We start from the raw sequence: 16700 nt of genomic DNA, 5'->3' as shown, positions 1-16700 counted from the left end.
CCAGTACGGTGCCTGCCCGGAGGCAGGCACCGTAGCGGTATTACTCGGCGGCAGCCGCTTCTTCGTCAGCCGCGTCGGCCTTGCCGGCCTTGGCGGTGACGATGGCGTCGTCGTGGTCCTTGCCCAGCGCCAGGGCCGGGATTTCCACGCCCTTCGGCAGCTTGATGTTGGACAGGTACACCACGTCACCGGCCTTCAGCTCGCCCAGGTCGACTTCGATCGACTCCGGCAGGTCCTTCGGCAGGCAGGTGATGGTCACTTCCTTCAGTTCGTGGGTGACCACGACGTCGGCAGCCTTGCCAGCCGGCGAGGTGTCTTCGTTGATGAAGTGCAGCGGGACCGAAGCGGTCAGGGCTTCGTTCTCGTTCACGCGCTGGAAGTCCAGGTGCATGATCAGCTGCTTGTACGGGTGGCGCTGCATGTCACGCAGCAGGACCTTCTGCACCTGGCCGTCCAGGTTCAGGTCCAGGATCGAGGCATAGAACCACTCGTTCTGCTGGGCCAGCCAGATTTCGTTGTGGTCCAGGCTGATGGCGACCGGCTCGGCGTTGCCGCCGTACACGATGGCCGGGATCACACCAGCGTGACGCAGGCGGCGGCTCGCACCCTTACGCTGCAGTTCACGCTTGGTGACCTTGATTTCATGGGTCTTCGACATTTTCGACTACTCAGGTTGTTGCCGCGCCTCGCGGCGTGGCGGTTGAAGATGCTTCCGCGACCAGAAGCACCCGGGGTATGCCCCCACCGTTGCCGGCGAGGGCGAAAAACTCAATCGACGTACAGCGAGCTGACCGACTCGCCGAAGGCGATGCGGCGCATCGTTTCGGCCAGCATTTCCGCCACGCTCAGCTGGCGAATCTTGCTGCACACCCGCGCCGCGTCCTTCAGCGGGATGGTGTCGGTCACCACCAGCTCGTCGAGCTGGGAATTGGTGATGTTGTCCACTGCCGGGCCCGACAGCACCGCGTGGGTGCAGTAGGCAGCGACCTTGAGCGCACCGCGCGCCTTCAGGGCAGCGGCAGCGGCGCACAGGGTGCCGGCGGTGTCGACGATGTCATCGACCATCACGCAGGTCTTGCCTTCGACGTCACCGATGATGTTCATCACGGTGGAGACGTTGGCGCGCGGGCGGCGCTTGTCGATGATCGCCAGGTCGGCGTCATCCAGGCGCTTGGCCACCGCACGGGCGCGGACCACGCCGCCCACGTCCGGCGAGACAACAATCAGGTTCTCGGTGCCGTAGGCGCGCCAGATGTCGGCCAGCAGCAGCGGGGACGCATACACGTTGTCCACCGGAATATCGAAGAAGCCCTGGATCTGGTCGGCGTGCAGGTCGACGGTCAGCACGCGATCAGCGCCAGCGGTGCTGAACATCTTGGCCGCCAGCTTGGCGGTGATCGGCACGCGCGAGGAACGCATGCGGCGATCCTGGCGCGAGTAACCGAAGTACGGCACCACGGCGGTCACGCTGGCCACCGATGCGCGCTTGAGCGCGTCGATCAGCACCAGCAGTTCCATCAGGTTTTCCGCGCTCGGCGCGCAGGTCGGCTGGATCACGAACACGTCCTGCTTGCGGACGTTCTCTTCGATCTCCACCTGCACTTCACCATCGGAGAAGTGCGAGACCAGCGCCTTGCCCGGGCGAACCCCCAGTTCCTTGCAGATGTTCTGCGCCAGACGTTTGTTGGCGTTGCCGGAAAAGACCAGCAGGTTCGGGGACTCTTGCATCATGATTGTCTCGGGCGGGGACGAGTGGCGGGGATCCGGAGTCGGCAAGGACCCTGATGGACCCTTGCTGCTGACAACACCGCGGTTGTTTCCACGTCCCGCGCGGGCGATGCGCTGGAAGGCGCGGACACAGCCGCTATTGGCAGGGGCGGTAGGATTCGAACCTACGAATGCCAGGATCAAAACCTGGTGCCTTGGGCCTCTTGGCGACGCCCCTGCATTGATAAATCAGTGTTGCTCGAGTGCATCCAGCAGTGGCGAACGCGCAACGCCCGCTGCCACCCTTGCCCGCAACTCCTTCGGCAACTTCGACCGTCCCTGCTCTGCAGCAGACTGCGATGCGAACTCGACGAAACAACCACTTCCCGAACCGGTCAGCCGCGCGGACCCGATACTGCTCAACGCGACAAGCGCCGCCTCTACGGCAGGCTCGCGGCGGCGCAGCACCGGTTCGAACGCGTTCCCGACCAGGGTCCCGGAAGCGAAGTCCTCTATTTTCGCAACTGGGCTGTCGCGCGTCAAATCCGGGTCTGCAAACAGCGCCGGCGTAGGAACATGAACGCCTGGTTCGACCACCACGTACCAGGCCGGGGCCAGGGTGATCGGCTGCAGGCGCTCGCCCACGCCTTCGGCCCAGGCATTGCGGCCGCGCACGAACACCGGCACGTCAGCGCCCAGGCGCAGGCCCAGCGCGGCCAGCGCATCCTCGTCCAGACCGGCCCGCCAGAGCCGGTTCAGCACCACCAGTACGGTGGCCGCATCGGAGGAACCGCCGCCAAAGCCACCCCCTGCAGAAACGTTCTTTTCGACGACGATGTCTACGCCTTGCGCGATATTGGCCGCCTCTTTCAGCAGCTTCGCTGCGCGCACCGCCAGATCATCGGCCTCGGCCACGCCTGCCAGGCCATCCCCCTGCCGGCGCACCAGGCCGTCTTCACGCAGGCGCAGGCCGATGCGGTCACCCCAGTCCAGCAGGCGGAACACGGTCTGCAGCTCGTGGTAGCCATCGGCACGGCGGCCGGTGATGTGCAGGAACAGGTTCAGCTTGGCCGGGGCCGGCCACCAGGACCAGCCCGCGTCGTCGCCTGCGCCATTCATGGGGTGCCCTGCCCCCACTGGTCCACCAGCAGGCGCACCTTGGCGTCCTCGCTGCTGGCCTCGATGCGGCGCGGCAGCGCCGGGCGCTCGCCCTCAGCCGGGTACCAGTCCAGGTACTGCACGGTCCAGCCCATCTGCTGGATGCGGCGCGGGCGCCCATCGGCATCGCGCTCGACCTTGTCGGGGGCGCCGGAGTCGCCGGCCACCAGGCCGCGCACCCAGTCCGGCAACTGGTTCACCGGCACATCCCAGCCGGTGGCCTCCAGCAGCAGGTCCTGTGCGTCCTCACCGTCCCGCGGACCGCCCGGCAGCCCTTCCAGCCGACCGGCTTCGTAATGGGTATCGCCGATCAGCTTCCAGCTCTGCCGGGTCACCGGCGCGCTCAGCTCGACCACATAGCGCCGGCCTTCCTGCTTCCAGTCAATGCGGCCGCTGCCGCCGTCCTTGCCCTTGCTGACCGCGACCCGGCCCTGGAACGCCCAGTCCGGCTGCGCGTGCAGCGCGGCCACGCGCGCGACCTCGGCCTGCGCGGCTTCGGCGGAAACGGTCTCGACCACCGCCGGTGGCGGGGTCTTCTGCGTGCCCACGGTGGTACAGGCGCTGACCGCCAGGGTCACGGCCACCAGCAGCAGCGGCCGGATCATCGAAACACTCATGGATTGAATTTCTCGCGGGCGCGCAGCAGCGCGCGGTTTTCGGGATCGAGCTTGGCCGCTTCCTCGAAGAAGTGGCGCGCCTCGTCATGCTTGCCCAGCACCCACAGTACTTCGCCCACATGTGCGGCGATCTCCGGGTCCTTGGCCAGGGTCCAGGCACGGCGCAGCTGCACCAGCGCTTCTTCCTTGCGCCCCAGGCGATACAGCACCCAGCCATAGCTGTCGACGATGGCGGCGTTGTCCGGCTCGGCCACGCGCGCGCGGTCGATCAGTTCCAGCGCTTCCTGCAGGCGGCCAGTACGGTCGGCCAGGGTGTAGCCCAGCGCGTTCAGCGCCGGCACGTTTTCCGGGTCGGTCACCAGGATCTTGCGCAGGTCGGCCTCGGCACGCGGAATGTCGTCGCGGCGCTCCCAGGTGAGGGCACGGGCGTAGAGCAGGCCATTGTCATCCGGGTAGGCGGCCAGGCCCCGGGCCAGCGCGTCCAGCTCCCCGGCACTGTCGTCGGCGCGCTGGCGCAGTTCGGCTTCCAGCAGGTAGGCGTCGCGACGCACGTCGTCGTCGACCACCGCATCGGACTGGATCGCGTGCACTTCATCCAATGCCTGCGGCAGGCGCCCGGCCAGGGCCTGCGCATTGGCCGCGCGCAGGCGTGCCTCGCTCAGTTCATCGCCACCGGGCACGCTGTGGTACCACTGCACGGCCTCGGGGTAACGCTTGAGGTATTCGGCGATCTTGCCCAGCAGCAGGCGCTGCGCCGGGTCCGGCTTGGCCGCCTGTCGTGAAAGTTCGTTGTAGAGATTGGAGAGCGCGGCCTTGTCGCCCTGCTTGGCCAGCAGCGAGGCGCGCATGCCCCAGGTCTGCACGTCCTGCGGGCCGAAGGCCAGTACGCGCTCGGCTGCGGACGGTTGGCCGAGACTGTCGTAGGCAATGGCCACTGCATTGCGCAGTTCCGGGTCCTGTCGGGTTTTCGGCTCCACATCGTGCAGCAGCGACAACGCCTTGCCGGTCTCCCCGGCCTGCTGCAGCTGGCTGGCACGCAGCAGCGCCACGCGCGGTTCTTCGGGGAAGCGCTTGACCACTTCATCGATCATGCGCCGCGCCAAGTCGGGCTTGTCCATGCGCAGGGCAAGGCGACCGAACTCCTGCCAGGCCTCGATCTTCGGCGGAATGGCGTTGGCGTCGACCAGCTCGCCCAGCACCTGCGCCGGCACCGCCGGGTCGCGGCCACCGCCGATCAGGGCGGCCAGGGCGAACTTCCAGCCGCGCTCGTCGGGGTCGGCCAGCAACGCCTGCAGATCGCCAAGCGCGGCCTTCACATCACCCTGGCGCATGGCCAGCGCGGCAGCGGCACTGCGCATGGTCAACGAACTGGGCGCGCGCTGCTGCCACAGGGCCAGGCCCTTGGCGGCACTGGCATCATCGTTGGCCAGCATGGAAATGCGGGTGGCACGTTCGGCCAGGCCGGCGTCGCCGTCGGTCTGCTGGGCCGCCTGCAGGTACCAGCGGGCGGCCTCGGCCAGCTTGCCGGCCTGCAGGGCGAATTCACCGGCCATCACCGGTTCCAGCGCCAGTTCCTCCGTGGCCGGGGCCCGTACGGGGGCCTTGGCCGGCACCGCTGCCAGGGCCTGGGCACAGGCCAGGGACAGCAGCAGAACACTGGGGATGCGAATCAATGCGGGCATCGTCGGCATCGGGGCCTTAAAATGTCGTCCAATGGCCAGCAGCTTATCGCAAGCAACTGAACAATGACCCTGTGGGTGCTCGGACTGAATCACCAGACCGCACCGGTGGAGCTGCGCGAGCGCGCGGCCTTCGCCGGTGAGGCGTTGCCGCGCGCGCTCGGTTCGCTGCGCGATACCCCGCAGATCGCCGAGGCGGTGCTGCTGTCCACCTGCAACCGCACCGAACTGTACGCCGTGGCCGATTCGGCACAGGCACTGGACCAGTGGCTGCATGCCCAGGCAGGCGACCTGCAGGGCTACCTGTACCAGCATGCCGATGCAGAAGCCGTACGCCACCTGTTCCGGGTCGCCACCGGGCTGGATTCGATGGTGCTGGGCGAACCACAGATCCTTGGCCAGGTGAAGGATGCGTGGTCGACCGCGCGCGACCACGGCCTGCTCGGCCAGCGGCTGGACCGCCTGTTCCAGCAGACCTTCTCGGTCGCCAAGCGTGCGCGCACCGACACCCAGGTCGGCGCCAATCCGGTGTCGGTCGCCTCGGCCGCAGTGCGCCTGGCGCAGAACGCCTTCGCGCGCCTGGACGATTCCACCGTGCTGCTGGTCGGCGCGGGCGAGACCATCGAGCTGGCTGCACGCCACCTGAGTGAGGGCAAGGTGCGGCGATTGCTGATCGCCAACCGCACCCTCGCCCACGCGCAGGAGCTGGCCAGCCGCCACGGCGGCGTGGCACTGCCGCTGACCGAACTGGACCGCCACCTCGGCGAGGCCGACGTGGTGTTTTCGGCCACCGCCGCACGCGAACCGGTGATCCACCGCGATATGGTGGCCAAGGCCCTGCGCGCACGCCGGCACAAACCGATGCTGCTGTTCGACCTGGCCGTTCCACGTGACATCGAGGCGGAGGTCGGCACGCTCAACGACGCCTTCCTCTACACCGTCGACGACCTGGAACGTGCGGTGGAAGACAACCGTCGTGGACGCCGCGAGGCAGCCGCCGAGGCCGAGGCGATCATCGACCTTCAGGTATCGCGCTTCGTCGAGACCCAGCAGGCCAGCGCCCACCAGGCGCCGCTGCGACAGCTGCGTGCGTTCGGCGAGGCCACCCGCTCTGAACTGCTGGAACGCGCGCGCCAGCAGCTGGCCAACGGCAAGCCGGCCGACGAAGTGCTGGAACTGCTGGCGCACGGCCTGACCAATCGATTGCTGCATCCTCCTACCGCTGCCCTGCGCGCTGCCGCGCTGAGCGGCGATGCCGACCTGACCCGCGCCGCCGAGCGCCTGTTCCCGGCCACGCCGGGTTACCGCCACCCACCCGTGAGACCCGATGACGCCGACCCTGCGCCGTAAGCTGGAAGCGCTGGCCGAGCGCCGCGAAGAACTGGAACGCCTGCTCGCCGAACCCGACGTGGTCGCCGACAACACCCGTTTCCGCGACCTTTCGCGCGAATTCGCCCAACTTGAACCGGTCGCTGCTGCACTCGCCGATGAAGCACGTGCCAAGTCCGACCTGGCCGCCGCCGAAGGCATGCGCGCCGATCCCGACCTGCGCGAACTGGCCGACGAGGAAATCGCCGCCGCGCAGGCGCGCCTGCTGGAACTGGAGCAGGAACTGGCGCTGCTGCTGGTACCGCGCGACCCGCGCGATGAAGGCAACCTGTTCCTGGAAGTGCGCGCCGGCACCGGTGGCGATGAGGCGGCGATCTTCGCCGGCGACCTGTTCCGCATGTACGCCCGCTATGCCGAGCGCCAGGGCTGGAAGGTCGAGATCGAATCGGACAATCCCGGCGAGCACGGCGGCTACAAGGAAGTGGTGGCACGCGTGGTCGGCCGGGGCGCGTTCTCGCGCCTGAAGTTCGAATCCGGCACGCACCGCGTGCAGCGCGTGCCGGCCACCGAATCGCAGGGCCGCATCCATACCTCGGCCGCAACCGTGGCGATCATCCCGGAAGCCGACGAAGTCGATGACATCGTCATCAACCCGGCCGACCTGAAGGTGGATACCTTCCGCTCCTCCGGCGCCGGCGGCCAGCACGTCAACAAGACCGAGTCGGCGATCCGCATCACCCACGTACCGACCGGCGTGGTGGTGGAATGCCAGACCGAACGCAGCCAGCACGCCAACCGCGACAAGGCGATGAAGCGCCTGAAAGCGCAGCTGCTCGACGCCGAGCGCCAGCGCCAGGACGCCGCCCAGGCTGAGTCGAGGCGCCTGCAGGTAGGCAGTGGCGACCGCAGCCAGCGCATCCGCACCTACAACTTCCCACAGGGGCGCATCACCGACCACCGTGTGGAAGGCCTGACCCTGTACGACCTGCCCAACATCCTGGCCGGCGACCTCGACCCGCTGCTGCAGCGGCTCAGCCACGAACACCAGGTCGACGCCCTGGCCCAGCTGTCGGCGGGCTGAGCACGATGTCGGCCTGGCAGCAGCGACAGCAACTGCAGCAAGCGATCGCCCGCCAGCCCGACGACTTCGTCGCCTGGGTGATGCTGGCCGACGTGGAACTGGAAACCGGCGACATCGCTGCCGGCGAACAGGCCGCGCGACGTGCCCTGCAGCTGCGCCCGAACCACCCCGAAGCGCTGGCACGGCTGGGCCGCGTGGCGTGGATGGCCGGTGCACATGGCGACGCGGCCAAGTTGCTCGGCCAGGCCTCGGCGCTGGCACCGCAGCATCCCGGCATTGCGCTGTGGCTGGGCCACGCACTGGAAGATGCCGATGATGCCGAAGGCGCGTCGGCAGCCTATCGACGCGCACATGGGCTGATGCCGGCCGAACCGTACATCGCCGCCCAGCGCCTGGCCTGGCAGCGTCGCCTGTGCGATTGGCAGGACGTGGATACGCTGGCTGCACAGGTGCGCGCCGCCGTTGCCAGCGGCCAGGGCGTGGTCGAACCGTTCGCCTTCCTCAGCGAGGACGCCAGCGCTGCCGAACAGCTGGCCTGCGCGCGCACCCGTGCGCTGGCCGTGGCTGCCTCGGTGCGGCCATTGCCACCGGCAACGGTGCGCCCGCGCGGCGCGCTGCGCGTCGGTTTCCTTTCCAATGGCTTCGGCGCACATCCAACCGGATTGCTGACCGTGGCACTGTTCGAGCAGCTGCGTCACGACCCCGCACTGCAACTGCATCTGTTCGCACTGAACCGCGACGACGGCAGCCGCATCCGCCAGCGCCTGCAGGCAGCGGCGCAGCTGCATGATGTGGCCGGCCTGCGCCATGCCGATACCGCTGCACGCATCCGCGGACAGGGCATCGACCTGCTGTTCGACCTGCGCGGCTGGGGCGGTGGCGGCGCGCCGGAAGTGCTGGCGATGCGCCCTGCCCCGCTGCAGCTGAACTGGCTGGCCTATCCAGGCACGTCGGGGGCGCCGTGGATGGACGCGGTGGTCGGCGATGCCTTCGCCCTGCCGCCGGCACTGGAGCCGCACTACAGCGAACACGTGCTGCGCCTGCCGCGCGCCTTCCAGCCATCGGACAACACGCGTGTGCTGGAGCCTGCGCCGACCCGTGCCGACTGCGGTCTGCCCGAGCAGGGCGTGGTGTTCTGCTGCTTCAACAACAGCTACAAGCTCAATCCGCGCAGCATGGGCCGTGCCTTCGCAGTGCTGCATGCGGTGCCCGGCAGCGTGCTGTGGCTGCTGTCCGGGCCCGGCCAGGCCGATGCGCGCCTGCGTGCCGCCGCACAGGCCGCGGGCCTGGACCCGGCGCGCCTGGTGTTCATGGCCAAGCTGCCGCATCCGCAGTACCTGGCGCGCTATCAGCTGGCCGACCTGTTCCTGGACACGCATCCGTACAACGCCCACACCACCGCCTCCGATGCGCTGTGGGCCGGCTGCCCTGTGCTGACCTGCCCCGGTGACACCTTCGCCGCGCGCGTGGCCGGCAGCCTCAACCATCACCTCGGCCTGGCCCGGCTGAACGTCGCCGACGATGCCGCGTTCATCGCCACTGCCAGCGCACTGGGCAACGACCCGGCGGCGCTGGCCGCGTTGCGCGCTGAGCTGGTGCAGGCACGCGAGCGCAGCGGGCTGTTCGACATGGGCGGGTTTGCCCGCGATCTGTCGGCGTTGCTGCAGCAGCTGGCGCGTGAGCACGGCTGGGTGGGTACAGTAGAACCGACGGGGTAACTTCGATTGGATGGCGTCGACTGGTAACGTCGGCTGGGTAACGTCGATTGAATGACGTCGATTGGATGACGTCGACTGGGTAGAGTCGACTGGGTAGAGTCGACTGTTAGTCGACTGCCCTAGGCGCAGAACGCAAAACCCCGCGCTGCGCGCGATAGTCGACTGACAGTCGACTCTACCCGGCATCGACATCGTTTGAGCGCCACCTGCGCTACGCTCGGGCTTCCTTCCCGCGTGGTGTGACGATGGCCAAGCTCAAGCGCAAGGAGTACGACGAACTGCTGCTGCCACTGCAGCTGGAACTGACGGCGATGGCGCGCTGGGTGCAGCACAGCGGGCAACGCCTGCTGGTGCTGTTCGAAGGGCGCGACACGGCGGGCAAAGGCGGCGCGATCCAGGCCATCAGCCAGCACCTCAACCCTCGCCAGTGCCGGGTGGTGGCCTTGCCCAAGCCCACCGACCGTGAAGCCACGCAGTGGTATTTCCAGCGCTACGCTTCGCACCTGCCGGCCGCCGGCGAGATCGTGCTGATGGACCGCAGCTGGTACAACCGTGCCGGCGTCGAACGGGTGATGGGCTATTGCAGCGAAACCGAGTACCAGCAGTTCCTGCGCCAGGCGCCGGTGTTCGAGCAGCTGCTGGTGGACGACGGCATCCTCCTGTTCAAGTACTGGCTGTGCGTTGACCAGGAGCAGCAGGAGAAGCGCTTCGCCGAGCGTCATATCGACCCGCTGAAGGGCTGGAAGCTCTCTCCGGTGGACCTGAAATCACGAAGCAAGTACAGCGCCTACACCGAGGCCCGCGAGGCGATGTTGCGCGCGACGCATCGCGAGGCGGCGCCGTGGACGCTGGTGGATTTCAACGACCAGCGGCTGGGCCGGCTGACGCTGGTGCGCAACCTGCTGGACCGGCTGCCGGATACGCGCGTGGATGCGCCGTTGCCGGAGCTGCCGAAGCTGAAAGGCAAGCTGCATCGCGAGCACTACGACGTGCTGAAGCCGATCGAGGATTTCCCGGTAGAGGAATAGGGTTTGTTCGGCAGGGCCTGCGGCCCTGCACCTGCAGAAGCCCTCAAGCAACGGCAACAGCCGGCTCTGGGAGTTTTGCTTGTTGGCTGGGGTGGTGTGGGTTGGCAGGACGCGCCGTAAACCCATCCATGGGGGCTCGATGGCGCCATCCATGGCGCCAACGGTCCTGCCAACCCACACCGCCCCATCCCCGACAGATTTCCGGTGACGGAGGTAGATCCACGCCATGCGTGGATGAATTTCCATTGAAATCGAATATTTCGACAATGGAACGAAGAGCATCCACGCGTGGCGTGGATCTACGTGTCGACCAAGGTCGACACCCACCAACAGCGGCGTGGTCGACACCCACCTGGAGCAGGCCATGCATTCCGACAGATCGCGGCGAACTGTCGAAGGCGGGGTGGGTCCGGTTGCGGGGGTGTCCGCGGCATGGATGCCGCGGCCAAGCCCCCATGGATGGGTTTACGGCGTCCCCCGCCACCGGACCCACCCCGCCATCTCTCAGGAAACCCGCTTCGGCTGTTGCTGTTGCTGTTGCCGTTGCTGGGGTTGCCGGCCAGCGGCCGGCACTACCGCGGGTGCAGGGCCGCAGGCCCTGCCGACCAACCCACTACTTGGCAGCAGCGATCTGCTTTTCGATGTCCGCGGCGGTCACCGGTCCGAGGAAGCTGTGCGCCAGCTTGCCCTGCGGATCGATGAGATGCGTCAGCGGCAAACCACGCGGCGTGGCGAAATCAGCCGGCGGATCGAACGGGTCGACGATCACGATCGGATAGGTCACCGGATGCTTGGTCAGGAATGCCTGCATCTCCGGCGCTTCGATGTCCTCATACGCCAGGCCGACCACTTCAATGTTGCTGCGCATCGCATGCAGCGCCGACAACTCCGGCATTTCCTTGCGGCACGGGGCACACCACGTCGCCCAGAAATTCACCACCACCCACTTGCCACGGTGCGCGGCCAGGTCGTAGTCGCTGCCATCAACCGCCTTCATCTTCAGCGCCGGGAACTCGGCGGTGGTGCGTTCGGCCGGGGTCTCCTCGACCGGTGCCGGCGTGCTCGGTGTCGGTGCCTGCGCCGGCGGCTGGCTGCTGGCCGGGGTCGGCTCCTGCGCCGGCTTGCAGGCTGCCAGCGCCAACAGGAGGGCCAGCGGGAGCAGCAGCAACGGGGTCTTGCGGGTCATGGCATGTCTCCAGATTCGGTATAGATATCGCTGACCTTGCGCTTGAGGCGTTCGCGCAGGGGCAGTCGCAGGTCGTCCAGTGCCGCCAGTGCGGCGCGACCCAGGCTGTCGTCCCGGTACGGCAGATGCTGCTCGGCCACCGGGATGCGCAGCTGGGTGCATTCGTACAGATCGGCCAGGCTGACCTGGTCCAGGTCGCGCGACAGCAACCACTCGCCGCGCTCGTCGCGGCGCAGCAGGCCGATCTCCTGCAGGTTGCAGGCCAGGTCCTGCAGCAGCGAATCGGTCAGCATCGGCTCCAGCCGCAGGATTTCATCATCGGCCAGACCCTTGCCCTTGGCACGTGCATGGTGGAAGCGGCCCAGCAGGCGCAGCAGGCCATAGAACTCGTAGCCCTGCGGCAGGCGCAGTTCCACCGGCTGGTAGCGGAAGGCAGCCATCGACGAGGACAGCGACGCGCCCAGCAGCACCGCCACCCAGCACAGGTAGATCCACAGCAGCAGGATCGGCACGAACGCCACCGTGCCATACAGCTTCTGGTAGGACTGGAAGCTGCCCAGGTAGGCGCCGATGCCCCATTTCACCAGTTCCAGGATCACCGCCGCCAGGATCGCGCCGGGCACTGCATGCCGCCACTTCACCGTGTGGTGCGGCACCACCCGGAACATCAGCGTGATGCACACGAACTCGATCAGGATCGGCGCCAGCCGCAGCGCCAGTTCGGCCAGCCAGCGGCCCTCCTGGGTGCCGAACAGCGGCATCGCGAACACCCGCGCCGACACCGCCAGCGAAGCGGCCGCGAGCATCGCGCCCAGCGTCAGTACGGTCCAGTAGACCAGGAAACGGGTCAGCTTGGGCCGGGTCGAACCGACCCGCCAGATCTGGTTGAAGGTCTCTTCAACACTGTTGAGGGTGATCAGCAGTGACACCACCAGCGCGATGAAGCCGGCGGCGGTGAGCTGGCCGGCGCTGGCCGAGAACTGCCGCAGGTAGCCCTCGGCCGCGCGCGCGGCGTTGGGCACGAAGTTGGAGAAGACGTAATCGCTGAGCTGGTCGCTCCAGCGGTCGAAGACGGGGAAGGCCGAGAGCACGCCGAACACCACGATGGCCAGCGGCACCAGTGCGAACACCGTGGTGTACGCCAGCGCCGCCGCTGCCTGGAACAGGCGGTCGTCGAGGAAGCGATGCCACAGGAAGCGGCCGAAACTGATGGCCCGTGCGCGATCCCGCGCGCGCTCCATCCACAGGTTGAGCGTATCCAAAGGTTCCATCGGTGGAAGGGTACCCGATGCGGAATGCTGGCAGGATAGCCATACTGGTGGCCACACGACGAGGAGAAGCGGGCACGATGGGCGAGATTCTGGTGCTGTACTACAGCCGGGGCGGTTCGGTGGCACGGCTGGCGCGCCAGATCGCGCGGGGCATCGGCGAAGTGCCGGGCATGAGCGCGCGCCTGCGCACGGTGCCGCCGGTAGCCGCGGTGACCCAGACCGCGCAGCCGCCTGTACCCGACGATGGCGCCCCCTATGTGAGCGTGCAGGACCTGGTCGAGTGCCAGGGCCTGCTGCTCGGCAGCCCCACCCGCTTCGGCAACATGGCCGCCCCGGTCAAGCATTTCCTGGATGGGCTGGGAGCCGAATGGGTCAACGGCACCCTCTCGGGCAAGCCGGCCGGCGTGTTCACCTCCACCGCCTCGATGCACGGCGGGCAGGAATCGACCCTGCTGTCGATGCAGGTGCCGCTGCTGCACCACGGCTGCGTGATCGTCGGCATCCCGTTCACCGAACCGGCGCTGAGCCACACCACCAGTGGCGGCACGCCCTATGGCGCCAGCCACGTGGCTGGAGCCGCCGACGACCCGCAGCCGACCGACGACGAGGCCGTGCTGGCCCGTGCGCTGGGCCGCCGGGTGGCCGACATCGCGCAGCGGTTGGCCCGATGAACCGGCCGCCGCGCACGGTCCTGCTGTTGGCCCTGATGGGGCTGGCTGCGCTGTTCGCAGGCTGGTTCATCAATGACAAGCACTGGCTGCCCACCCAGCTGGTGTTCACCGCGCCGCCGCTGGCACTGGCCTTTGCATTGCGCCTGGGCTGGCGCAAGGCCGGCTTCTGGGCTTCGGTGCTGGCGCTGGGCTGGTTCAGCCACGGCGTGATGAGCGCCTGGAGCCATCCGGAAACGCGCTGGCTGGCGCTGATCGAGATCGCGCTGGCCCTCCTGGTGATCTTCAGCGCCAGCCTGCCCGGCCTGCGCGCCCGCTTCGGCAAGCGACGCTGACGCTGCGCCCGCCGGGCCGTATCATCTGCATTCCTGGCCCCGCGCCGCAGTACCTGTCCTGGTTTCGCGCATGCACATGATGGAAGAGCTCCTGGTCGTCACCACCGGTGGCACGATCGACAAGATCTACTTCGACGACAAGTCGGACTACCAGATCGGCGATCCGCAGATCGGCATGATCCTGCGCGAGCTGGGCGTGACGTTCCGCTTCAACGTGATTCCGATCCTGCGCAAGGATTCGCTGCACATCAACGATGAGGACCGCGAGCTGATCCGCGCCACCATCGCCGCGCAGCCGACCCGGCACGTGCTGGTGACCCACGGCACCGATTCGATGGTGCAGACCGGCAAGGTGCTGGCAACGATCCCGGACAAGACCATCGTGATGACCGGCGCGCTGAGCCCGGCGCGCTTCCGTGGTTCGGATGCGGAGTTCAACATCGGCTGTGCGATCGGTGCGGTGCAGTCGCTGCCGAGCGGCGTGTACATCGCCATGAACGGCCGCATTTTCGACCCGCAGCACGTGCGCAAGAACGTGGCCGCGAACCGCTTCGAGTCGGTCTGAGGAACAGCGTGCCGACCAAGGTCGGCACCCACCATGGCTTGAGGAACCGCGTGCCGACCAAGGTCGGCACCCACCAAAGCAGAAACGCCCCGGCCGGAGCCGGGGCGTGCCCATGGAGAGGGACTTGGGCTCAGTACTGGGCGTTGAGGGTCAGGCCCGAGAAGGTGCTGTAGGCCTTCACCCGCACATACCAGGTGCCGGCGGCAGGACTGTTGATGGTGCAGGTCTCGCTGTTGCCGCTCAGGTACGGACGGCAGGTGTAGGCGGTATCGGTCGGGGCACTGCCCTGGCGCACGTACAGGTCGGCATCACCGCTGCCGCCACTGATTGCCACGCGCAGCTGGGTGCTACCGGCCGGAACCGCGACGGTGTAGTTCAGCTCGGCACCGGTTGCAGCGCCCAGGCCGGTCACCGGCACGTTGTTCTGCAGCACGTTGCCGCCCGGGTTCGGGCCACCGCCATTGATCGCCGCAGCCACGGCCGCGTTGGCGTCGATGATGCCGGCGCCGCAGCCACCCGAGCAGGCGCCCGGCAGCGGACGTGCCGTGCTCTTGATGATGCTCTCGACCTGCGCCGGGCTCAGCGGGCTCGGAGCGACCGACTGCATCAGCGCGACCACGCCGGCCACGTGCGGCGCCGCCATCGAGGTGCCGTTGTACGACGCGTAGGTCGCGCTGCCCGGCGTGGTGGTGCCGGTGTTGAGGGTGGACAGGATGCTCTGGCCCGGTGCCGAGATGTCGATGCCGGTGCCGTAGTTGGAGAAGCTGGCACGTGCACCGGCCGAGGTGGTTGCCGCCACCGCGATCACGTTCGGGCAGTTGGCCGGCACCGAGCTGGACACGTTGGCGTTGCTGTTGCCGGCGGCGACCACCACGGTGGTGCCACGCCCGACCGCGCCGTTGATCGCATTCTGGTAGGTGGTCGAGCAGCTGCCGCCACCGCCCAGCGAGAGGTTGATGACCTCGGCCGGATTGGCATTGGCCGGCACGCCACTGACGGTGCCACCGGACGCCCACACGATCGCGTCAGCGATGTCGGAGGTGTAACCGCCGCACTTGCCGAGCACGCGCACCGGCACGACCTTGGCGTTGAACGCGGTGCCAGCCACGCCGCTGGCGTTGTTGGTCACCGCCGCCACGGTGCCGGCGACGTGGGTGCCGTGCCAGCTGGAGTTGGAGGCCGGGATGCCCGAGCCACACTCGTTGGCGCCGTACCAGTCGCCTTCATCGTTAGGGTTGTTGTCGCGGCCGCCACCATCGCGCGCCATCGCTGCGTCGCTGATGAAGTCGTAGCCGGGCAGGATGTTGGCGTTGAGGTCAGGATGGTTGGTGATGCCGGTGTCGATCACCGCCACGACCACGCCGGTGCCGGTCGACTTGTCCCAGGCCGGCTGGATGTTGATGCCCGCGTTGGACGTACCGAAGCCCCACTGCTCGCTGAAGCGGGTGTCGTTCGGGGTCAGCGTCGCGCGCATGATCTGGTCGACTTCGACGTATTCCACGTTCGGGTCGGCGGCCAGCTTGCGCATCAGCAGTTCGGATTCGGCCTGGTCGAGCGGACGGTCAGTCTTGACCAGGGTCGGGCCGACGGCCAGCTTGCGGACCTCCTGCAGGCCCAGCGCGCGGCCCTGGCTGCTGGCCAGGCCAGCGGCGGCCGTCTTCAGCGACGAAGCCAGCGCAGTGGTGTTGGCCATGGCGGCGCTGCCGTCGCGGTACTTCACGATGAAGCGCTGGTGCGTCGGCGCGGACTGCAGGCCGCTGAGCTGGACATCACCGGCCAGCGCAGGCGTGGCCAGCAGCAGCGATGACAGAACGGACGCACCAAGGACCACCCACACTCGACGCACACGCGGTTGCGTTACCTGGGACATCGTATTTCCCTTTCTTGTGGTGTGAATGCCGGAATCGGCAGAAGCACCGGCCCGAACCGTGGGCTGGCTTGCATTGGCGAGGTTCGAAGTCCGGTGAGTCAGCGGATCCCCCTAACGATCCGCCGTGCAGATGACGCTAAAGGCCGAAACCGGACACCACAAGATTTTCAGCGTCTTTTCAGCAAGATGAAATGTTCGTTCTGAGACTTTTCGGGTCGAGGGTTTGTGAAGGTGAAGGAACTTTCTCGTGTCCTGCACAGACCTGACTGGGTCGTCACGTGTCCTGGAATGACTTTGCCGACATCGGCGTCCGCTGATCCGGGGTCAGATCCCTTTTCTGCAGGAAAAGGGATCTGGCCCCAGGCCCGAAACGCAGAAAGCCCGTCACGGGGACGGGCTTTCCGGAAAAGCAGCCGAGCGTGGGCTCGGCTCTACAGAATGCGGGTCGCACTCGGGGTCAGATCCCTTTTCTGCAGGAAAAGGGATCT

Annotated in this window: 15 protein-coding genes and 1 tRNA gene; 7 read left to right on the top strand and 9 right to left on the bottom strand. The window is 67.5% G+C overall.

Annotation, left to right across the window (positions count from 1 at the left end; genetic code table 11):
• Positions 1-40: 40 nt before the first annotated feature.
• From QP552_RS03815 to QP552_RS03790, 6 genes are all read right to left on the bottom strand, one after another.
• The gene (locus QP552_RS03815) at positions 41-658 is read right to left on the bottom strand and encodes a 50S ribosomal protein L25/general stress protein Ctc (RefSeq protein WP_014036085.1); all 618 of its coding nucleotides are present in this window, start codon (positions 656-658) and stop codon (positions 41-43) included.
• Between the two features lie 110 nt (positions 659-768).
• The gene (locus QP552_RS03810; protein ID WP_005415400.1) at positions 769-1728 is read right to left on the bottom strand and encodes a ribose-phosphate diphosphokinase; all 960 of its coding nucleotides are present in this window, start codon (positions 1726-1728) and stop codon (positions 769-771) included.
• A 140-nt stretch (positions 1729-1868) separates the two neighbouring features.
• Positions 1869-1945 (bottom strand) — tRNA-Gln (locus tag QP552_RS03805).
• Positions 1946-1956: 11 nt separating this feature from the next.
• The gene (gene ispE / locus QP552_RS03800) at positions 1957-2826 is read right to left on the bottom strand and encodes a 4-(cytidine 5'-diphospho)-2-C-methyl-D-erythritol kinase (RefSeq protein WP_286075044.1); all 870 of its coding nucleotides are present in this window, start codon (positions 2824-2826) and stop codon (positions 1957-1959) included.
• The gene (lolB, locus tag QP552_RS03795) at positions 2823-3482 is read right to left on the bottom strand and encodes a lipoprotein insertase outer membrane protein LolB (RefSeq protein ID WP_286075043.1); all 660 of its coding nucleotides are present in this window, start codon (positions 3480-3482) and stop codon (positions 2823-2825) included. The genes ispE and lolB overlap by 4 nt, the downstream gene beginning before the upstream one ends.
• Positions 3479-5164 carry a tetratricopeptide repeat protein gene (locus tag QP552_RS03790; RefSeq protein ID WP_181358237.1) on the bottom strand — a complete coding sequence of 562 codons (1686 nt, stop codon included), beginning with the start codon at positions 5162-5164 and terminating at the stop codon, positions 3479-3481. Before QP552_RS03790 ends, lolB begins: the two co-directional genes overlap by 4 nt.
• 63 nt (positions 5165-5227) lie before the next feature.
• Between QP552_RS03790 and hemA the strand changes: the two genes are divergently transcribed.
• The 4 genes from hemA to ppk2 all read left to right on the top strand — a co-directional run bounded on the left by hemA (position 5228) and on the right by ppk2 (position 10317).
• Positions 5228-6511, top strand: coding sequence for a glutamyl-tRNA reductase (hemA, locus tag QP552_RS03785; RefSeq protein WP_286075040.1), 1284 nt, complete (start codon positions 5228-5230; stop codon positions 6509-6511).
• Positions 6489-7571 carry a peptide chain release factor 1 gene (prfA, locus tag QP552_RS03780; protein ID WP_106550854.1) on the top strand — a complete coding sequence of 361 codons (1083 nt, stop codon included), beginning with the start codon at positions 6489-6491 and terminating at the stop codon, positions 7569-7571. The genes hemA and prfA overlap by 23 nt, the downstream gene beginning before the upstream one ends.
• 5 nt (positions 7572-7576) lie before the next feature.
• Complete coding sequence (locus tag QP552_RS03775) at positions 7577-9289, top strand: tetratricopeptide repeat protein (RefSeq protein WP_111110803.1); 1713 nt, start codon at positions 7577-7579, stop codon at positions 9287-9289.
• A 245-nt stretch (positions 9290-9534) separates the two neighbouring features.
• Entirely contained in the window at positions 9535-10317 is a 783-nt protein-coding gene (gene ppk2, locus QP552_RS03770) for a polyphosphate kinase 2 (protein WP_111110805.1), read from the top strand.
• 613 nt (positions 10318-10930) lie between these two features.
• On the opposite strand, the gene QP552_RS03765 is transcribed toward ppk2, so the two are convergent.
• Positions 10931-11503 carry a redoxin domain-containing protein gene (locus tag QP552_RS03765; RefSeq protein WP_286075036.1) on the bottom strand — a complete coding sequence of 191 codons (573 nt, stop codon included), beginning with the start codon at positions 11501-11503 and terminating at the stop codon, positions 10931-10933.
• Positions 11500-12774, bottom strand: a complete 1275-nt coding sequence (locus QP552_RS03760) for a YihY family inner membrane protein (RefSeq protein WP_049428781.1) — start codon at positions 12772-12774, stop codon at positions 11500-11502. The genes QP552_RS03765 and QP552_RS03760 overlap by 4 nt, the downstream gene beginning before the upstream one ends.
• Positions 12775-12851: 77 nt before the next feature.
• On the opposite strand from QP552_RS03760, the gene wrbA reads away from it, so the two are divergent.
• From wrbA to QP552_RS03745, 3 genes are all read left to right on the top strand, one after another.
• Positions 12852-13445 (top strand): NAD(P)H:quinone oxidoreductase, encoded by a 594-nt coding sequence (wrbA, locus tag QP552_RS03755; RefSeq protein ID WP_005408181.1) that lies wholly within the window; start codon positions 12852-12854, stop codon positions 13443-13445.
• Positions 13442-13777: a DUF2069 domain-containing protein gene (locus QP552_RS03750; RefSeq protein WP_286075034.1), complete on the top strand. Its 336-nt coding sequence runs from the start codon at positions 13442-13444 to the stop codon at positions 13775-13777. Before wrbA ends, QP552_RS03750 begins: the two co-directional genes overlap by 4 nt.
• Positions 13778-13856: 79 nt before the next feature.
• Positions 13857-14342: an asparaginase domain-containing protein gene (locus QP552_RS03745; protein ID WP_010481766.1), complete on the top strand. Its 486-nt coding sequence runs from the start codon at positions 13857-13859 to the stop codon at positions 14340-14342.
• Positions 14343-14472: 130 nt separating this feature from the next.
• Here the strand turns inward: QP552_RS03745 and QP552_RS03740 are convergent, their stop codons facing one another.
• Positions 14473-16212, bottom strand: a complete 1740-nt coding sequence (locus QP552_RS03740) for a S8 family peptidase (protein WP_286075033.1) — start codon at positions 16210-16212, stop codon at positions 14473-14475.
• Between the last annotated feature and the right edge of the window lie 488 nt (positions 16213-16700).

Origin of the sequence: Stenotrophomonas sp. 59, assembly GCF_030291095.1 — a bacterium.
Taxonomy (GTDB): Bacteria; Pseudomonadota; Gammaproteobacteria; order Xanthomonadales; family Xanthomonadaceae; genus Stenotrophomonas; species Stenotrophomonas maltophilia_Q.
This window is presented reverse-complemented; position numbering and strand designations above follow the sequence as displayed.